The organism is Pseudomonas sp. QE6 (assembly GCF_041379005.1).
Taxonomy (GTDB): Bacteria; Pseudomonadota; Gammaproteobacteria; order Pseudomonadales; family Pseudomonadaceae; genus Pseudomonas.
Window position 1 is genome coordinate 536,318 of the sequence record NZ_CP166873.1, and the last position, 17,492, is coordinate 553,809.

General features: G+C 66.2%; 10 protein-coding genes. 1 reads left to right on the forward strand and 9 read right to left on the reverse strand.

Translation table 11 applies throughout. The features are described 5' to 3' along the window. Positions 1-28: 28 nt before the first annotated feature. The 8 genes from ACAW63_RS02415 to thiI all read right to left on the reverse strand — a co-directional run bounded on the left by ACAW63_RS02415 (position 29) and on the right by thiI (position 13,219). A complete protein-coding gene (locus tag ACAW63_RS02415; protein WP_371231429.1) occupies positions 29-637 on the reverse strand; it encodes a DUF924 family protein in 609 nt (202 codons plus the stop codon). Then, on the reverse strand, positions 637-1,650 hold the full coding sequence (locus tag ACAW63_RS02420; RefSeq protein ID WP_275609042.1) for a class 1 fructose-bisphosphatase: 1,014 nt from the start codon (positions 1,648-1,650) through the stop codon (positions 637-639). The genes ACAW63_RS02415 and ACAW63_RS02420 overlap by 1 nt, the downstream gene beginning before the upstream one ends. A gap of 144 nt (positions 1,651-1,794) precedes the next feature. After that, a complete protein-coding gene (gene gloA / locus ACAW63_RS02425) occupies positions 1,795-2,325 on the reverse strand; it encodes a lactoylglutathione lyase (RefSeq protein WP_371231431.1) in 531 nt (176 codons plus the stop codon). A 120-nt stretch (positions 2,326-2,445) separates the two neighbouring features. After that, positions 2,446-4,353 (reverse strand): esterase EstP, encoded by a 1,908-nt coding sequence (estP, locus tag ACAW63_RS02430; RefSeq protein ID WP_371231433.1) that lies wholly within the window; start codon positions 4,351-4,353, stop codon positions 2,446-2,448. A gap of 105 nt (positions 4,354-4,458) precedes the next feature. Continuing rightward, positions 4,459-5,820 (reverse strand): DUF3999 domain-containing protein, encoded by a 1,362-nt coding sequence (locus ACAW63_RS02435; protein WP_371231435.1) that lies wholly within the window; start codon positions 5,818-5,820, stop codon positions 4,459-4,461. After that, positions 5,817-9,542 (reverse strand): DUF2339 domain-containing protein, encoded by a 3,726-nt coding sequence (locus ACAW63_RS02440; protein WP_371231437.1) that lies wholly within the window; start codon positions 9,540-9,542, stop codon positions 5,817-5,819. The genes ACAW63_RS02435 and ACAW63_RS02440 overlap by 4 nt, the downstream gene beginning before the upstream one ends. Before the next feature lie 233 nt (positions 9,543-9,775). Continuing rightward, on the reverse strand, positions 9,776-11,596 hold the full coding sequence (gene typA / locus ACAW63_RS02445; RefSeq protein WP_275609047.1) for a translational GTPase TypA: 1,821 nt from the start codon (positions 11,594-11,596) through the stop codon (positions 9,776-9,778). A gap of 168 nt (positions 11,597-11,764) precedes the next feature. Continuing rightward, a complete protein-coding gene (gene thiI, locus ACAW63_RS02450) occupies positions 11,765-13,219 on the reverse strand; it encodes a tRNA uracil 4-sulfurtransferase ThiI (RefSeq protein WP_371231438.1) in 1,455 nt (484 codons plus the stop codon). Between the two features lie 330 nt (positions 13,220-13,549). Between thiI and glnA the strand changes: the two genes are divergently transcribed. Continuing rightward, on the forward strand, positions 13,550-14,959 hold the full coding sequence (gene glnA, locus ACAW63_RS02455) for a glutamate--ammonia ligase (protein ID WP_371231440.1): 1,410 nt from the start codon (positions 13,550-13,552) through the stop codon (positions 14,957-14,959). Between the two features lie 294 nt (positions 14,960-15,253). On the opposite strand, the gene ACAW63_RS02460 is transcribed toward glnA, so the two are convergent. Then, positions 15,254-17,458, reverse strand: a complete 2,205-nt coding sequence (locus ACAW63_RS02460) for a mechanosensitive ion channel family protein (RefSeq protein ID WP_371231442.1) — start codon at positions 17,456-17,458, stop codon at positions 15,254-15,256. Positions 17,459-17,492: the final 34 nt, after the last annotated feature.

The window sequence follows — 17,492 nt, forward strand, 5'->3', positions numbered from 1 at the left end:
GGCGACCGAATCGGCCGCCGTGTTGGAGTCAGAAACGCGAGCCGGGTTCCGTGAGGAACTGCGTTTCCTCGGCGCTGCATGGACGGCCGAGGATGGCGTTGCGGTGGGGGAAGCGACCGAAACGGGCGATCACCGCCTGATGCTTGCGTGCATAGGCGAGATAACCGGCGAACAGGACCTTCTCGCTGGCGCTGGCTTCGGCCTGCAGCGCTTCGTACAGACGCACCGCCTCATCCTGGCTGGCCAGGTCTTCGGCGTGTTCCAGCACGATGTAGACGAACACCCGCTCGATGCGCGGCAGTTGGCGGTCGAAACCGGCTTCCAGGCCTTGGCGCACCAGCTGCTGGGCGCGGGCGTCGCCGGCGTAGGCGCGCGGGTTGTCGCGAAAGATCATGCGCGGCAGTTGGTCCAGCAGCAGGATCAGCGCCAGCCAACTCTGTGGCTCGCGCTCCCACTCCTGCAGACCGCCGTCCAGGGCCTGGCGCACCAGACCGCCGAAACGATTTTCCGAGTCCACGTCCTGGCAGGCGCTCTTGCCGAACCAGAGCGAGTTACGCTGCGCGGACACCTCGACGGCGTCCAGCGAGCTGCCGAACCACCAGTCCAGCAGTGCCTGCCAGGGAGACTCTGCAGCCATCAGCCTTCCTTGTGGTAGGCAGTGGCGCGCTCGACCTCTTCCTTGGAGCCCAGGAACACCGCGACGCGCTGGTGCAGGTTTTCCGGCTGGATTTCGAGGATGCGCTGGTAACCGTTGGTGGCGGCGCCGCCGGCCTGCTCGATGATGAAGGACATCGGGTTGGCTTCGTACATCAGGCGCAGCTTGCCGGGCTTCTCCGGCTCGCGGGAGTCACGCGGGTACATGAACACGCCACCGCGGGTCAGGATGCGGTGCACGTCGGCCACCATGGAGGCGATCCAGCGCATGTTGTAGTTCTTGCCCAGCGGGCCTTCCTTGCCGGCCAGCAGTTCGCTGACGTAGCGCTTCACCGGGGCTTCCCAGTGGCGCTCGTTGGACATGTTGATGGCGAACTCGGCGGTGCTGGTGGGAACGGTGATGTTCTCGTGGGTCAGCACGAAGCTGCCCAGCTCGCGGTCCAGGGTGAAGCCCTTGACGCCGTTGCCCAGGGTCAGGATCAGCATGGTCTGCGGGCCGTAGATGGCGTAGCCGGCGGCGACCTGGGTGGTGCCCGGCTGGAGGAAGGCTTCCTCGCGCAGGCTGTCGTTCTGGCTCAGGTACTCATGGGGGCAGCGCAGCACGGAGAAGATGGTGCCGACCGAGACGTTGACGTCGATGTTGGAGGAGCCGTCCAGCGGATCGAAGACCAGCAGGTAGGCGCCTTTGGGGTACTTGCCGGGGATCTGGTAGGGATGGTCCATCTCCTCGGAGGCCATGCCGGCCAGGTTACCTGCCCACTCGTTGGCTTCCAGCAGGATTTCGTTGGACATCACGTCCAGCTTCTTCTGCACTTCGCCCTGCACGTTCTCGGTGCCCATGCTGCCCAGCACGCCGCCGAGAGCGCCCTTGGACACGGCATGGCTGATTTCCTTGCAGGCGCGCGCCACCACCTCGACGAGGAAGCGCAGGTCGGCCGGGGTGTTGTGACTGCGGGTCTGCTCGATCAGATAGCGGCTCAGGGTAACGCGGGACATGAAAGGCTCCAGGGGAGAAGGGGAAAAATCAGGGCGCATTCTAGCGTGGAATCGGGCGCGTTGCCTCCTGCACGGTGGCCGCGCCGATTGCTTGGAACCCGCCAGCCACGGGCAGTTCCCCCGCCCGAAGCGCGGCTGCGGCCTTCAGCCGCGTCCCAGCTCGCCGTTGAGCGAAGCCTGGACGATCTCGACCCAATAACCATCGGGGTCGGCGATGAAAGCGACGTTCTTCATGCCCCGCTCCAGCGGCTTGACGAACGGTACGCCCAGCGCCTCGAAACGTGCGCAGGCGGCCTGGATATCCGGCACCGAGAAGCAGATATGGCCGAAGCCGCGCGGCTCGCTGTTGCCGTTGTGGTACTGGCTGTCATCGGACTCGGTACCCCAGTTGTGGGTCAGCTCCAGCACCGACTCGCGGCCGAAGGTATAGCGCTGGCGCTCACCGGTGTCGTCCGGCACCGCGCGGCCCTTGGTGTGAGCGAGGAAGTACAGGGAGAAGCGGGCTTCCTCGAAGTCCAGCCGACGCAGCAGGCGCATGCCCAGCACGCGGGTGTAGAAGTCCAGCGACGGCTCCGGGTTCTTCACCCGCAGCATGGTGTGGTTGAACACGTAGTCCTGGGTGACGGCTTCCGGCTCGGCACAGACGCCGGGCTGCAGTTCGGTGGTGAAGGTCATGGCGGGTCCTCGAATAACGGACCGGCAGTCTAGCGACACGAGGGGCTGGCGGGGTAACAACGGGGTATTACTGGCGAGGGGAACCCGGCGCGCACCGGACTCCCCTGCCCTCTCGACTCGTCAGAAATCCAGACTCAACGCCAGGTTGACCCCCTGCGCCAGGTCATCGCTGCTGTGGTGCGCGCTATAGCCGCCGCGCAGCGACAGCTCCGGCGTCAGCTTCTGCGAGAAACCCAGCGACAGGCGCTGCATGTGGCTCTGCGGAGTGTAGCCCTGCAGGGTGAAGTCGTTGGCCGGCAGGCTGGTGAAGTTCATCCCGACGTTCTGGGTGTCATCGGCGTATTCGCGCTCCACCGCCACCTCGCCGAACAGCTGGGTCTCGGCGGACAGGTCGAGCTTGCCCTGCAAGCCAGCGCCGAGGCGCCGGGAGTAGCGGTCCTGCTCGTCGAAGGCCAGCGAGGTGGAATGGCCGCCATCTTCTTCGTAGCTGTCCACCTTCACCCGCGCCCAGTCGGCGCTGACGAAGGGCGACAGGTGCCAGTTCTCGCCGCCCTGGGCGATGTCGTAGCCGAGGCGGCCGCTGAAGGCCAGCAGGCTGCCGTTGGTGTCACCCTTCTCCTCGACGGTGCGGTCAACGAGGGCGAACTTGCGGTTGGCCTCGTCGTAGTCGAGGTAGCCGCCGGTCACCGCGGCGTCGGCCCACCAGCGGTTCTGCTGGTACTGCGCGAACAGGCTGCCCAGGTAACTGTTGAGCTTGTAGTCGGAGTCCTCGGCGCCAGCCTCCAGCTTCTGCCGGTAGAAGCCGGCAGCGGCGCCGATGCGCCAGGCGTCGTCAAGGCGGTAGCTGCCGCCCAGGGTCAGGTTGTAGCCGAAGCCATCGCCGCTGGCGGCGCTGTCCTGGTCGTCGTAGTCCAGGTGCTGGCCGCCTCCGGAGATGAAGCCGCGCCACTGCCCCGTGGCCTGCCAGTTCTCCCAGTCCGCCAGCCACTGGCTGTGCAGCGTGTCCTGGAAGCCGTTATAGGTACCCAGCGCCATCTCCGGCAGCAGGGTGGCTTCCCAGGGCGCGGCCAGTACCGAATAGGCGTAGTCGGCGATCAGGGACTGGCCGGCGATGGTCGGGTGCACGCCATCGTTGAAGATCAGCTTGGTCGGATCGGGGTTGCTGCCGTGGCGTCCGTAGACCGGGTTTTCCGGGCAGTTGTTGCCGCTGAAGCAGGTACCCACCAGGTTGGTACCGGTAGCCAGGCCGTAGGCACCCGGGTCGGCCAGGACTTCCTTGAGCAACCCCGGGATGTTCAGCGGGATGACGTTGGCGTCGGACGCGGCGAGCTGGCTGACCAGCTCCTCGTTGAAGATGCCGGACAGCTGGGTGCCGAAGGACTGCAACGGAGTACCGTTGGTGGCCGGCGCCAGGCCGAGGTCGGGCAGCAGCCAGACCATGATGTAGCGTGCGCCGGCGTTGTGCAGCGCATCCGCGCTGTCCACCAGGCGCCCGGCCGCGGCACGGGCGGTGGGGTCGTTGGTGATGCGCAGCTGGAGGAAATCGTTGCCGCCGCCGGTGAGGTAGTAGAGCGCGTTCGGGTCCGCCCGGCGCCCGACCAGATAGCCGTCGCGGGTGCGGGTATTGCCCCCGGCGCTGACCACCGAGCCCCCCGGCGCGGTGATGGAGTCGTAGATCTGGTCGGTACGGTAGCCGCCCACCGCCCAGTTGTTGCCGTCCTGGGTGCCGGCGACCAGCGAGGTCGAGGGGTTGAGATCAGCCGAGGAGACGCCCAGCTTGCCGCCGAGGATCATCGGCGCGGTCGGCCCGAAGGCTTCGCCTTGGCCTTCCAGATAGGTCGGGCCGGTGCGGTTGGTGAAGCGCGTGGAGGCGCCCGCCGGGCCGCCGGCGTCGGGGAACTGGCCCGAGTCGCTGAGGCTGTCGCCGAACACCACCATGGTCGAATAGGGGGAAGGGGCCGCCGAGGCCTGCGAGGCAATCGCCAATACGCAGGCAGCCGCCAACGGGGTGAGCGCCTGTCTGATCATCCTGCTACTCCGTGCTTGTTTTTATTGGGCTGACAGAACGCCCTCACAGTAGCAGAGTTTTCCCAGGCGGCGCCCCTATCTCGCAGCGATCTCCGTGAACCTTGCTCAGTTTTGCGGGCGACTGCTGCGCAACAGGCTCAGCGCCATCACCCCGAGCAGGCCGACGCCGGCCAGCAGCACCGCCCACAGCCCATAGCGCTTCCAGCGGCCATCCGCCTTGGGCTGTAAGCCCGGCGCCTCGACCACCGGGGTCTGCAGGTTGCCTTTGAGATGGGCCTCGCCCATGCTGGACAAGCGCTTGGCGTCGAAGCCCGGCACCAGGGTGGACAGCGGCAGGCTGCCATCGGTGGCCGACGCACTGCCGACCGCCAGCTGATAGGGCGCGCCGCCACGGGCGAGGAAGACCACCTCGGTGGCACGTACGCCAATGCTCAGGTTCGCCGTCGCGCCGCCCAGGCCGCCGCCGCGGGCGTCCAGCTGCAGGCGCAATTGGCTGACCGCGCTGCCCGGCAGTTCCAGCTCCTCCTGGGTGATCTCGCCGCTCTCCCCCGGCAAGCGATACAGCACGCCACGCGCCAGCGGCGTCCACTGCACATTGCCGTCGTGGCGACCGGAGACCACCACCGGCGCCAGGGTATTGGCCTGCTCCAGCGGAATCCGTACCCGTTCCACTGGCAGCGCCAGCGGCAGGCTCCAGTTGAATTCGCCGTTGGCATCGGCCTTGGCCGCCAACGGGGCCGACCACAGCATGGGGATCGGCCCGCTGCTGTTGCGGCTGCCGCTCAGGGTGGCACCGGTCAACTGCGCGGCCTGCTGCGGCGACTCCCACCACAGGCGCAGGTAGCGCGCCGTCTCGTCAGGCAAGGCGATGTCGTTCTGCTCGATGCGCTGGCCGTTGAAGTCCAGCCGCGCCAACTGTCCTTCGCCAAGGGAACGCCAGTGCTCCAGGTCGTCGCTGGCCTCGATGCGCAGGCGCTGGAAGCCATCGCTATCGGCCGTCCAGTCCAGCTGCAGGCGATCCAGCGGCAGGTCGCCGCTGCCGGTTTCCAGCAGCCAGCCGCGCAGGGCCTGCTGCGAATCCTGGGCCGCCGCGTTCGAGGTGATTTCCAGGATGGTGCCCGTGGTGCTGCGTACGACTCTCACGCTGTCGGCGGCGGCGCTGCCGCTCTGCCCGCGCAGCGGGAAGATGCGCGCCTGCACCTCGCTGCGCACGCGGCTCTCGCTGGCGGCGCTGGTACGCAGGCTGTAGGGCAGTGCCTCGCCTTCGGCGTTGAAGATGCGTACATCGCGCAGGTCGCCATGACGCGCCGCAAACAGCACCTCGATGGGCAGTTGCACGCGATACCACGGGCCATTGCCGGACGTCTCCAGCGGCACGCGATTGGCGAAGTCGGCCGGCGTCGGCGCGGCGCCGGCCGTGCCGCAGCACCCGGCTACGGCGAGCAGGACGAGGGCTTTGAACTTCATGCGGAAGGTTGCTCCTGTTGCGGTTGCTCGTCGGGCGAGGGCCGGCGCGGCGGCAACGGCGCGAAGTAGCCGACGATCAGCATCAGCACGCCGACGCCGATGAAGGAAATGATGCGCTCCAGGCTGCCGCCGCTGGCGCGGTCGACCAGGAACAGCTTGACCACCACGACCACCAGCAGCGCCGCGCCGACCAACCAGAAATCGCGGCGACCACGCAGGTGCCCGGCGATCATCAGACCCAGCGCGATCAGCGCCCAGACGATGGACAGGCCCGCCTGCACCAGCATCGACTCGCGCAGGGCGAAGGCCTCGAACGGCACGCCGCCCCAGTGATGCGCGGTACGGCACACCGCCATGGTCAGCAGGGCGAACAGCGAGGCGCCCAGCACGGCTTGCACCGGCAGACGCAGCCGGGCTTCGGCGATCCCGAGTTGCGGCAGGCCCAGGCGTGTCCACTGGAACACCGCCGCCAGCACGATCAGCATGCCCAGCTCCAGCGGATTGAGCAGCGGCAGGTAAGGCAGTGGCTCCGCCGAGCCGTCGCTGAACAGGTTGACCAGCCAGAACCAGCCCAGCAGTGCCACTGCCACCGGCACGGCGACAAGCGCCCGGTATTCGCGCTCGAAGGCCGCCACCGGCCACGGCAGGCGCCGCACGCCACCCATCAGGATCAGGTAGCAGCTCGGCACCAGCGCCCAGCCCAGCCAGCGCCAGGCGTTGTAGTGCTCGGCCAGGGCGAAGAACAGGTAACGCAGCTCCAGCGCCGCCACCCCAAGGATCAACCAGCAACCCAGCACGTGGGCCGCCCGCGCCGCCACGCGTGGCAGCAGCGCATCGAGTCGGCGCAGCGCGAAGAAGTGCACGGCGAACAGCGTCAGCCAGCCAAGCCAGCCCAGTTGTGCCAGCGGGTGGTATTCCAGGTTCCAGGCACTGGCCAGCGCCACCACGCCCAGCGGCGACAGCGCCAGGCACAGCAACGCCAGCGCACGCCATTGTTCGCGGCGCGCCAGCAGCGACCAGAGCGCCACGCTGACGGCGGCCACCAGCAGCGCCACGTGCTCGCGCATCGGCGCCGGCACGAAGCGGGCGATTTCCCACAGCGCGGTCAGGGCCCACCAGCCGGCGCCCCAGATCAACAGCAATTGCGACAGTTGCTCCAGGCCCAGCCCACCCAGCGCCAGACGACGCTCGTGCGCGCTGGCCCGATGCAGGCGCCAGGCACCGACCAGCGCCGCCAGCGCCAGCACCGCCGGAGTCCAGAAGCCCATGTGCGCCAGCGGCTTCAGCCCCTCGCCGGGCAGGTCGCCGAACAGCGCCGGGCCGCCGAGCAGGAAGGCGCCCGCACCGATCACCTGCAGCACCAGACCGAAGACGAAGGCCGCACGCTGCTGCAGTTGCAGGCTCAGCCAGAGGATCAGCAGGCCGCTGCCGGCCCAGACGGCGGCCGCGGTGCGCCACGGCAGCACGAACAGCACGGCGAGGTTGATGAAGGCCAGACCCAGCAGCAGGACGACGCTCAGACCGAGCATCAGCCGGCGGTCGTCGCGCACCAGGGAATCCCGCGCGGCGATCAGCATGGCGGCAATCAGCGCGAGGCCGATCAACGAGGCGGTCACCAGTCCGCGCCAACCCGAGCCAAGCACACCGCTCCCCGCCTCGGCTCCGCGCAGATGCAGGAGGAAGATCGCACCGCCCAGCAGTTGCACCGCGAAGGCGCAGGCCAGGAAGGTACGCGAACGCAGGCGCAGGCCGGCGAACAAGGTCGCCAGGCCCGCCACCGCCCAGATCATCGCGGTGCCGTCGGCCCCCAGGCACAGCGGCGCGATCAGGTAGAGGAAGCCCAGGCCGAAGGTCGCCAGCAGCGGGCGGACGTTCGGCTCCCAGCTGCGCAGCGTCTGCGCATCGGCATTGCGCAGGTTCCAGAAGCTGAACAGCAGCGCCACGCCGAGCATCAACGCGCCCAGCGGTGCACCTTCGAGCAGGTGCAGCGACAGCGGGTCGGAACGCAGGTCGGCGAGGAACGCCAGGGCCGCGCCGATCTGCAACAGCAGCGCGAAGATGCGCGCCAGCGGCCGCTGCTGGCGCAGGCCGAGCCAGTAGATGCCGGCGCCCTCCACGGCCCAGGCGGCGGAGGTCCAGCGTGCGTCCAGGCCCAGCGGAATGGCCAGGGTGCCGAACACCACGCCCAGCGCCAGACAGGTCTCCACCAGCAGCAATGCGCGGCCAGCGGTGCGCCCGGCCAGCAGGCGCGCCAGGACCATATAGAACAGCCCCAGCGCCAGGGCACTGAATGCCGCGCCGAACTCCAGGTGCCGGATGACGCCGTACTGCAGGCCGAAGCCCACCAGCGGCGTGCCGAACAGTACGGTGCCGTCGACGTAGTCGGTCTGCCGCGCCGACCAGCGCAGCAGCGCCTCGCGGGAATCATCCTCCGGTGCTCCGAGCGCCTCGCGCAGGCGGCGACGGGCGAACAGCAGGCCGATGGCGACATAGGTGAGGAAGAACAGGACCAGGAACGGCTCGGTGGTGGCGAACAGCTCGGGTTTGTAGGAGCGCAGCCCCCAGGCCAGGCCGATGCCGAAGGTACCGAAGAAGCCGATCAGGTTGAGCATGCGCCAGGCCTTGAACCAGGCGATGGCGAAGATGCCGGCGTTGAGCAGGGCAAAGTAGCTGAACAGGGCGACGTGGTTGCCTCCCCCGGAGGACGCCAGGATCGGCGCGGCGAAGCCGCCCAGCGCGGCAGCGGCGGCGAGGCCGAGGGCGTCCTGCAGGATGGCCAGGATCGCCGAGAACAGGGTGACCGCCACCAGCAGCGCGAAACCGGCCTGCGGATCGATCAGCACCTCGCCGTGGTTCATGGCCGGGTACAGCTTGATGCCGGCGAACACCGTCAGGTACAGCACGGCAACGCCGGTGCCCTGCAGGACCAGCGCGTAGGCCGGGCGCCGGTGACGCAGCCACCAGCCCAGGCCGAGCAGCGCCAGCGCGGCGAAGGCGGTGCCGATGTACGGGCCCTGGGGCGGCATGGTCATGCCTTCGGTGGCGTAACGCAGGAGGAAGGCCAGGCCGAGGAACAGCAGCACCACGCCGACGCGCAGTACGGTGTTGCCACCGAAGAGCCAGTCGCGGGCAGCGCCGAAGGCCCGATCGAACAGGGACGGCGTCGGCGGCTTGGGCGGCGACGGCGGAGCGGCGGGTGCGACCTGGGGCTGGGGTGCCTCGGCACGCGCCTGGGATTGGCTCGGGGAAGGCTCGGGCGTTTCCAGCGGTTCGAGGGCCAGTTCGGACCATTCGATGGCCGGCTCGGCGGGAGCGGCGGCCGCGGGCGCCGGCGACGGTTCGGCGGCAGGCAGCTCGATGTCCCATTCCAGCTCCGGCGCGGAGGTTTCGGCAACGGGTTGCACCGCTTCGGGTACCGGCGCGGGCTCCAGCGGGGCCTCGGGACTCTCGGGCGCGACGAATTCGACGCTGGACAACGGTGTCCGCTCCGCACGGTGCTCGACCTGCAACAGCCGTTCGTACAACGCCTGCGTGCCCTGTTCGAAGCGCTCGCCGAAGGCTTTCAGATCACGGCGCAGGCTGGCGTTCTCCTGCCTCAGCCCCTGCAGCGCAATGGCTTGCCCGAGGGCGAGGCCGGCGACCGCGCCCACTACAGCGCCGATGATCGACTCGCCCGCAGCGGCGCCGATGACCAGACCGACCAGCATGAAAATCCATTGCATGCTTTCAAATCCTTGAAGTTCTGTACGAATCCATCCCAGCCCGTGAGAGCCATGTAGTCCCCGAGTATATCGGCGGGGCCCCAGCGGTATGCCCAGCACTTCCCACGACTACGAAATATCTGACGAACTTTTAGGCCCGGCGGCCACATCGGCCACGAATTCGTCACCGCCACCGGAATCGCAGGCATGAAAAAGCCGGGCATAAGCCCGGCTCTTTCGTGCTGCTGGTCGACTCAGACCTTGCTGCGCTCGTAGCGCTTGCGGTCGTTCTCGTTCAGCATCTTCTTGCGCAGACGGATGGACTTCGGAGTCACTTCCACCAGCTCGTCGTCGTCGATGAATTCCAGAGCCTGTTCCAGGGTGAACTTCAGCGCCGGGGTCAGCTGGATGGTCTCGTCCTTGCCCGAAGCGCGCATGTTGTCGAGCTTCTTGGCCTTGGTGGGGTTGATCACCAGGTCGTTGTCGCGGCTGTGGATACCGGCCAGCTGGCCTTCGTAGACTTCGTCGCCCGGGGACAGGAACAGCTTGCCGCGGTCCTGCAGGGTTTCCAGGGAGTAGGTCAGCGCGGTGCCGGTGGCCATGGAGACCAGCACGCCGTTCAGACGGTGAGCAACGTCGCCGGCCTTGATCGGACCGTAGTGGTCGAAGGTGGAGGTCAGGATGCCGGTGCCCGAGGTCATGGTCAGGAAGGCGTTACGGAAGCCGATCAGGCCGCGAGCCGGGATCACGTATTCCAGGCGGATACGGCCCTTGCCGTCGGGGATCATGTTGGTCATGTCGCCCTTGCGCAGACCCATCTGCTCCATCACCGGACCCTGGTGCTGTTCCTCGATGTCGATGGTGACGTTCTCGTACGGCTCCTGCTTCTCGCCGTCGGCCTTCTCGATGATTACCACTTCCGGGCGGCCCACGGCCAGCTCGAAGCCTTCACGGCGCATGGTTTCGATCAGAACCGACAGGTGCAGCTCGCCACGGCCGGAGACCTTGAACTTCTCCGGGGAGTCGCCCTGCTCGACACGCAGGGCCACGTTGTGCAGCAGTTCCTTGTCCAGACGCTCCTTGATGTTGCGGCTGGTGACGAACTTGCCTTCGCGGCCGGCGAACGGCGAGTCGTTGACCTGGAAGGTCATGCTCACGGTCGGCTGGTCGACGGTCAGCGGCGGGCGGGCTTCGACGTTCTGCGGGTCGCACAGGGTGTCGGAGATGAACAGCTCGTCCATGCCCGATACGCAGACGATGTCACCGGCTTCGGCTTCGGCGACTTCGACGCGCTGCAGACCGGAGTGACCCATGATCTTCAGGATGCGGCCGTTGCGCTTGGTGCCGTCGTCGCTGATGGCGACTACCGGGGTGTTGGTCTTGACCTTGCCGCGGGCGATGCGGCCGATGCCGATCACGCCGAGGAAGCTGTTGTAGTCCAGCTGGGAGATCTGCATCTGGAACGGGCCGTCGACGTCGACCTGGGGAACCGGAACGTGGTCGATGATCGCCTGGAACAGCGCGTCCATGTTGTCGTCCATCTTCTCGTGGTCGAGGCCGGCGATGCCGTTCAGGGCGCTGGCGTAGACGATCGGGAAGTCCAGCTGCTCGTCGGTGGCGCCCAGGTTGTCGAACAGGTCGAAGATCTGGTCGATCACCCAGTCAGGACGCGCGCCCGGACGGTCGATCTTGTTCACCACCACGATCGGACGCAGGCCGGCCTTGAAGGCCTTCTGGGTCACGAAGCGGGTCTGTGGCATCGGGCCGTCCTGGGCGTCGACCACCAGCAGCACGGAGTCCACCATGGACATCACGCGCTCTACCTCGCCGCCGAAGTCGGCGTGGCCGGGGGTGTCCACGATGTTGATGTTGTAGTCATTCCACTTGATGGCGGTGTTCTTCGCCAGAATGGTAATGCCACGCTCTTTTTCCTGGTCGTTGGAGTCCATCACGCGCTCGTTTTCCGCTTCTTTGCGGTCGAGGGTGCCGGACAGCTTCAGCAGCTTGTCAACGAGGGTGGTCTTGCCATGGTCGACGTGGGCGATGATGGCGATATTGCGCAGTTTTTCGATCACAGTGTCAGTCTCGATAGTGAATCTTCGGCTGCCTCTCTGGCAGCGGGGCCGGGCCGTGGCGCGGCGGTGCAAATGGTCAGGGCGTGAGCCTACGCACCGAATGTGTCGGGTGGTCGATGGCGGATGCTGCCGCCGAACAGTCCGGGCTGGCGGCGTTGGTCCGCGCCTTTATTGCGGACGGTAAACACGCACATTGGTGTGCCCTTCGTTGACCAGGTGGTGGGCGTGCAGGCGACTCATCACGCCCTTGTCGCAGTACAGGAGGTACTGGCGGTTGGGGTCCAGTTCCTTGAACTTGCTGTTGATCGCATAGAACGGCATGGCCAGGACTTCGATGCCTTCGAGCGCCAGCGGTTCATCTTCCTGGGCATCCGGATGGCGGATGTCGACCACGATCTGGCCGGGCAGCACTTCGTCGACCATTTCCACCGGCAGGTCCTTGCCCAGCTCGTCGATCACGCGGTCGACGGTCATCTGGGTGGAGCGCTCCAGGGCGCGGTCGAGCACGGCCATGTCGAACTTGGTTTCTTCGTGCTCGACGCGATAGGGTTTGGCCTGGGTAGTCGGGTTCACCGAGATCACGCCGCAGTACTCAGGCATGTGCTTGGCGAACTCGGCGGTGCCGATCTTCGTCGCGGTGTCGATGATGTCCTGCTTGTGGCTGACGATCAGCGGGCGCAGCACCAGGGTGTCAGTCACCCGGTCGATCACCGAGAGGTTCGGCAAGGTCTGGCTGGACACCTGGGAAATCGCCTCGCCGGTCACCAGCGCGTCCAGCTCCAGGCGCTCGGCAACGCGGCTGGCGGCGCGCAGCATCATGCGCTTGAGGGTCACGCCCATGTAGCTGTCGTCGACCTTGGTGAGAATCTCGCCAACCACTTCCTCGAAGGGCACGCTGACGAACAGCACCCGCTGGGAACGGCCGAACTTCTCCCATAGATAGTGGGCGACTTCCATCACGCCCAGTTCATGGGCACGACCACCGAGGTTGAAGAACACGAAGTGGCTGATCATGCCGCGGCGCATCATCTGGTACGCCGCCACGGTGGAGTCGAAGCCACCGGACATCAGCACCAGCACCTGCTCCAGCGCGCCCAGCGGGTAGCCGCCTAGGCCCTCGTGCTGGGCGTGGATCACGTACAGGCGGTCGTAGCGGATTTCCACCCGCACCTGCACTTCCGGATTCTTCAGCGAGACGCCCGCCGCGCCGCACTGCTGGCGCAGGCCGCCGCCGACGTAGCGCTCGACGTCGATGGAGGTGAACGGATGCTTGCCGGCGCGCTTGCAGCGCATGGAGAAGATCTTGCCCGGCAGCTTGTCGGCGAAGTGCAGCTTGCACTTCTCCAGGATGTCGTCGAAGTCGCCCAGCGGGTACTCGTGCACTTCCAGGAAGTGGCCGATGCCCGGCGTGCAGGTCAGGCGCTCGATCATCTCGCGCAGGACCTTCGGGTCGGTGACCTGGGTCTCGACGTCCAGGTTGTCCCACTCGCCCTCCACCCGCAGCTCGGGATCGAGGTCGCGGAGCACCGTGCGAATGTTCTTCGCCAGCTGGCGGATGAAGCGCTTGCGCACCGGCCGGCTCTTGATGGTGATTTCCTGGAAGACCTTGACGATGAGTTTCATGCGGACCGGGCGATTGCCATGGGACAGAAAAAAAGGGGCAAGATTATATCCGAAATTGCTCAAGACTTGAGCAGAATTCGGAGACTTTCTTTCGGGCGCACCAAAATGGACGGATGCACCATGATGAGGCACTAAAACGGTGCACAATTACCCTGCAATTCCTGGTTACGCTCGCCAAAGCCCCGGAAATCAGCGCTTCTGCACGATTGCGGGCACTGGCACGCAACTTGCTCTCTTGTGAGGCAGGTTGCCCTGGCGGACTATCCGGCCGGCATCACCCGATACTGGGGCACAGAAAGCTCCCAGCTCTAATCCCTCCTGGAGGACAGCATGTCGTACAAGTCGCAACAACTGATCAAAGATCATGACGTGAAGTGGGTTGACCTGCGCTTCACCGATACCAAAGGCAAGCAGCAGCACGTCACCATGCCGGCTCGCGACGCGCTGGACGATGACTTCTTCGAAGCCGGCAAGATGTTCGACGGCTCCTCCATCGAAGGCTGGAAAGGCATCGAAGCCTCCGACATGATCCTGCTCCCGGACGACAGCACCGCCGTGCTCGACCCGTTCACCGAAGAGCCGACCCTGATCATCGTCTGCGACATCATCGAGCCGAGCACCATGCAAGGCTACGAGCGCGACCCGCGCAACATCGCCAAGCGCGCCGAGGAATACCTGAAGTCCACCGGTATCGGTGACACCGTATTCGTAGGCCCGGAGCCGGAGTTCTTCATCTTCGACGAAGTGAAGTTCAAGTCCGACATCTCCGGCTCGATGTTCAAGATCTTCTCCGAGCAGGCTTCCTGGAACACCGACGCTGACATCGAGTCGGGCAACAAGGGCCACCGTCCGGGCGTGAAAGGCGGCTACTTCCCGGTACCGCCGGTCGACCACGACCACGAAATCCGTACCGCCATGTGTAACGCCATGGAAGAAATGGGCCTGGTCGTCGAGGTTCACCACCACGAAGTGGCCACCGCCGGCCAGAACGAGATCGGTGTGAAGTTCAACACCCTCGTAGCCAAGGCTGACGAAGTGCAGACCCTGAAGTACTGCATCCACAACGTTGCCGATGCCTACGGCAAGACCGTGACCTTCATGCCGAAACCGCTGTACGGCGACAACGGCTCGGGCATGCACGTTCACATGTCCATCTCCAAGGATGGCAAGAACACCTTCGCTGGCGAAGGCTATGCCGGCCTGTCCGACACCGCCCTGTACTTCATCGGCGGCATCATCAAGCACGGCAAGGCCCTGAACGGCTTCACCAACCCGGCCACCAACTCCTACAAGCGTCTGGTTCCGGGCTTCGAAGCTCCGGTAATGCTGGCCTACTCGGCCCGCAACCGTTCCGCCTCGATCCGTATTCCGTACGTATCCAGCCCGAAAGCCCGCCGTATCGAAGCGCGCTTCCCGGACCCGGCTGCCAACCCCTACCTGTGCTTCGCCGCTCTGCTGATGGCCGGCCTGGACGGCATCCAGAACAAGATTCACCCCGGCGATGCCGCTGACAAGAACCTGTACGACCTGCCGCCGGAAGAGGCGAAGGAAATCCCGCAGGTTTGCGGCAGCCTGAAGGAAGCGCTGGAAGAACTCGACAAGGGCCGTGCGTTCCTGACCAAGGGCGGCGTGTTCACCGACGAGTTCATCGATGCCTACATCGAGCTGAAGTCGGAAGAAGAAATCAAGGTGCGCACCTTCGTGCACCCGCTGGAATACGACCTGTACTACAGCGTCTGATCCACGAATACCTATAAATAGCGTCAGCATTAAGGCCTCCTTCGGGAGGCCTTTTTTATGGGCGGATGAAACAGCTGTTCCGGGGAAACACCGGGGCCGTGCTTACGATCCCCCCTGAGCGGGTCTTACCCTGCGCCATACAAGCGAACACCACGGAGCGTAGGGCGTATAACGTTCGACGTCATGCGCCGCCTGACCTTGGCCCCGGACCACTCCGGGGCAGGCCACGGCACCGACGACAGGACGCGGTGAATCGGCGCACGACCGCGAGCGGTTGTGCGCCCTACGAAGACCTCAGATCCCGCCGTCCGCCGGCGCTCCACGCCCGTCGCCATCCTCCCGTTGCGAGGTGCGCATCCGCGAAAGCTGCACGTTCAGGCGCGGCATCGCCAGCTCCAGGCCCGCCTTGTCCAGCTTCTGGCGCAGGCGCAGGTTGAAGGCGCGCTGCACTTCCCACTGGCGGATCGGCGCGGTCTTCAGGCGGAAGCGCAGGATCGCCTGGCCGTTGTCGAAGCTCTCCACACCCTGCATCTCCAGCGCCGACCACATGGCGCGGCTGATGGTGCGGTCGCCGCGCAGGTCGCGGGTCACCTCATGGACCAGCGTCACCGCATCGTCGATCGGCATGCTGGCGGGTACCGGCCAGCGGAACATCGCGTAGCCGAACTCCCGCGAGTAGTTCTTGATGCTCTTGATCTCGCTGAACGGGATGGTATGCACCACGCCGTCCAGATCGCGCAGGCGCACGGTGCGGATGGTCAGGCCTTCGACGGTGCCGAGGTGGCCGCCGACATCCACATAGTCGTCGATGGACAGCGAGTCCTCGATGATGATGAACAGCCCGGTGATCAGGTCCGCCACCAGCGACTGGGCACCGAAACCGATGGCCAGACCGATGACGCCCGCGCCCGCCAGCAGCGGGGTGACGTTCATGCCCATGTTGGCCAGTGCGACGATCAGCGCGATCACCGCGATGGTCACGAAGAGCACGTTGCGGATCAGCGGCAGCATGGTCAGCGCGCGGGTGTTGTTGCGGTTCTTGCCGCCCAGACCGAGGCTGTGCTGGACCGCCGTGTCGGCAAGAATCCACACCAGCCAGGCCACCAGCAGGGTGGTGCCGAAACTGATCAGCTTGAGGCTGATCGCCGAGCCGTCGCCTTCGGTGAATGCGATCAGCGACATGCCCCAGACGCGCAGGCCGATCTCCAGGAACACCAGCAGGTTGGCGATGTGCAGCAGGGTGTAGGCGAAATTCTGCAACTGCTCGACATAGGGCGCGCTGCGGCGGCTGCCATGGCGCGAGGAGCGCAGGTGGGCGCGACGGATCAGGCCGTTGACGGTCATCGCCACCACCGCGATCAGGGCGCACAGCAGCGCGCGGCGCAAGGCGTAGGTGCTGTCGCCAGCGGTGACCACGGTAGCGAACAGGGAAATCCCCACCAGCACCAGGACCGGCAGGAACCACAGCGACCCCACCAGCTCGACCAGGTCATGCAGGCCACGGCGCTTGAGGCGGCGCTCCAGCGGCTGGTTGCGAATCAGGTGGGCGATCGGCCGGCGGAACTGCAGGACGAACAGCGCGGTGAACAAGGCCGCGAAGATGTTCGCCAGCGAGCCGACGCACAGCGCCGTGCTCGGGCCGAGGCTGTCGGTGACGCGCGGGTCGTGCATCACCTCGCCCAGCGACGCCAGGCTGCCGATCAGCCACAACGGGCGGAAGGCGCGCCGCCGCAGGATATCCAGCGCACGCATGCGGTGCGGGCCGCTGAGCAGCGACAGGGAGATCACACACAGCGCGGAGAACAGCGTGCCGCACACCAGCACATAGGCCATCACCATCGCCAGCAGCTTGCCCAGGGAGCTGGGCAGCACCACCGACAGGTAGAGGGTGATCAGAAACGCCACCAGCCAGGGGCCGAGCTTGCGCAGGGCGAACAGCAGCAGGTCGCGGGTCTTGGGATGCTGCGGAAGCTCGTTGGCCAGGCCGAAGCGCTCCTGCATGCGCCGCGCCACCCAGCGCAGCCCCACGGCCACGCAGGCCCAGAGCAGGGTCACCAGGAAGAAGTCGAAGAGCATCCCCGACCACTCCTGCCAGGACGGGATGCGGGTCTCCAGTTCGTCGCGGGCCTGGGCGAACAGCGAACTCCAGCGCAGCACCGGGCTGTTGGCGCCTTCGAACTGTTTCTCCAGACTGCCCAGGGTGTCGCCGATCAGGCCGAGCACGCCGCCCTGCTCGTCCGCGCTCTGCTTGCTCGCATCGCGCAGCTGCTTGAGCTTCTTCAGCAGGTCGGTCCGCTGCTGGTCGTTCTCCAGCGTCTTGATGACCTGGTCCAGCGACTGCTGCAACTGCGCATCGCTGACCTTGTCGCCGCCCCCCGTCACATTCGCCAGGGGCCCCGGCAGCGCCGCCAGCGCGGGCCCTGCGAGCAAGCCGAGACTCAGGCAGCACAGCAGCAGGCACTGACGGAAACAGGAACGGAACAGGTCGGTCACGGGCACACCCCAAGGCAGATAAAGGAACGCTCGCCGGCAT

Bases quoted from the DNA above. Each gene is read 5' to 3' on its own strand.
- ACAW63_RS02415 (WP_371231429.1), bottom strand. From the start codon at position 637: ATGGCTGCAGAGTCTCCCTGGCAGGCACTGCTGGACTGGTGGTTCGGC.
- thiI (WP_371231438.1), bottom strand. From the start codon at position 13,219: ATGAAACTCATCGTCAAGGTCTTCCAGGAAATCACCATCAAGAGCCGG.
- glnA (WP_371231440.1), top strand. From the start codon at position 13,550: ATGTCGTACAAGTCGCAACAACTGATCAAAGATCATGACGTGAAGTGG.
- ACAW63_RS02420 (WP_275609042.1), bottom strand. From the start codon at position 1,650: ATGTCCCGCGTTACCCTGAGCCGCTATCTGATCGAGCAGACCCGCAGT.
- ACAW63_RS02440 (WP_371231437.1), bottom strand. From the start codon at position 9,542: ATGCAATGGATTTTCATGCTGGTCGGTCTGGTCATCGGCGCCGCTGCG.
- gloA (WP_371231431.1), bottom strand. From the start codon at position 2,325: ATGACCTTCACCACCGAACTGCAGCCCGGCGTCTGTGCCGAGCCGGAA.
- estP (WP_371231433.1), bottom strand. From the start codon at position 4,353: ATGATCAGACAGGCGCTCACCCCGTTGGCGGCTGCCTGCGTATTGGCG.
- ACAW63_RS02435 (WP_371231435.1), bottom strand. From the start codon at position 5,820: ATGAAGTTCAAAGCCCTCGTCCTGCTCGCCGTAGCCGGGTGCTGCGGC.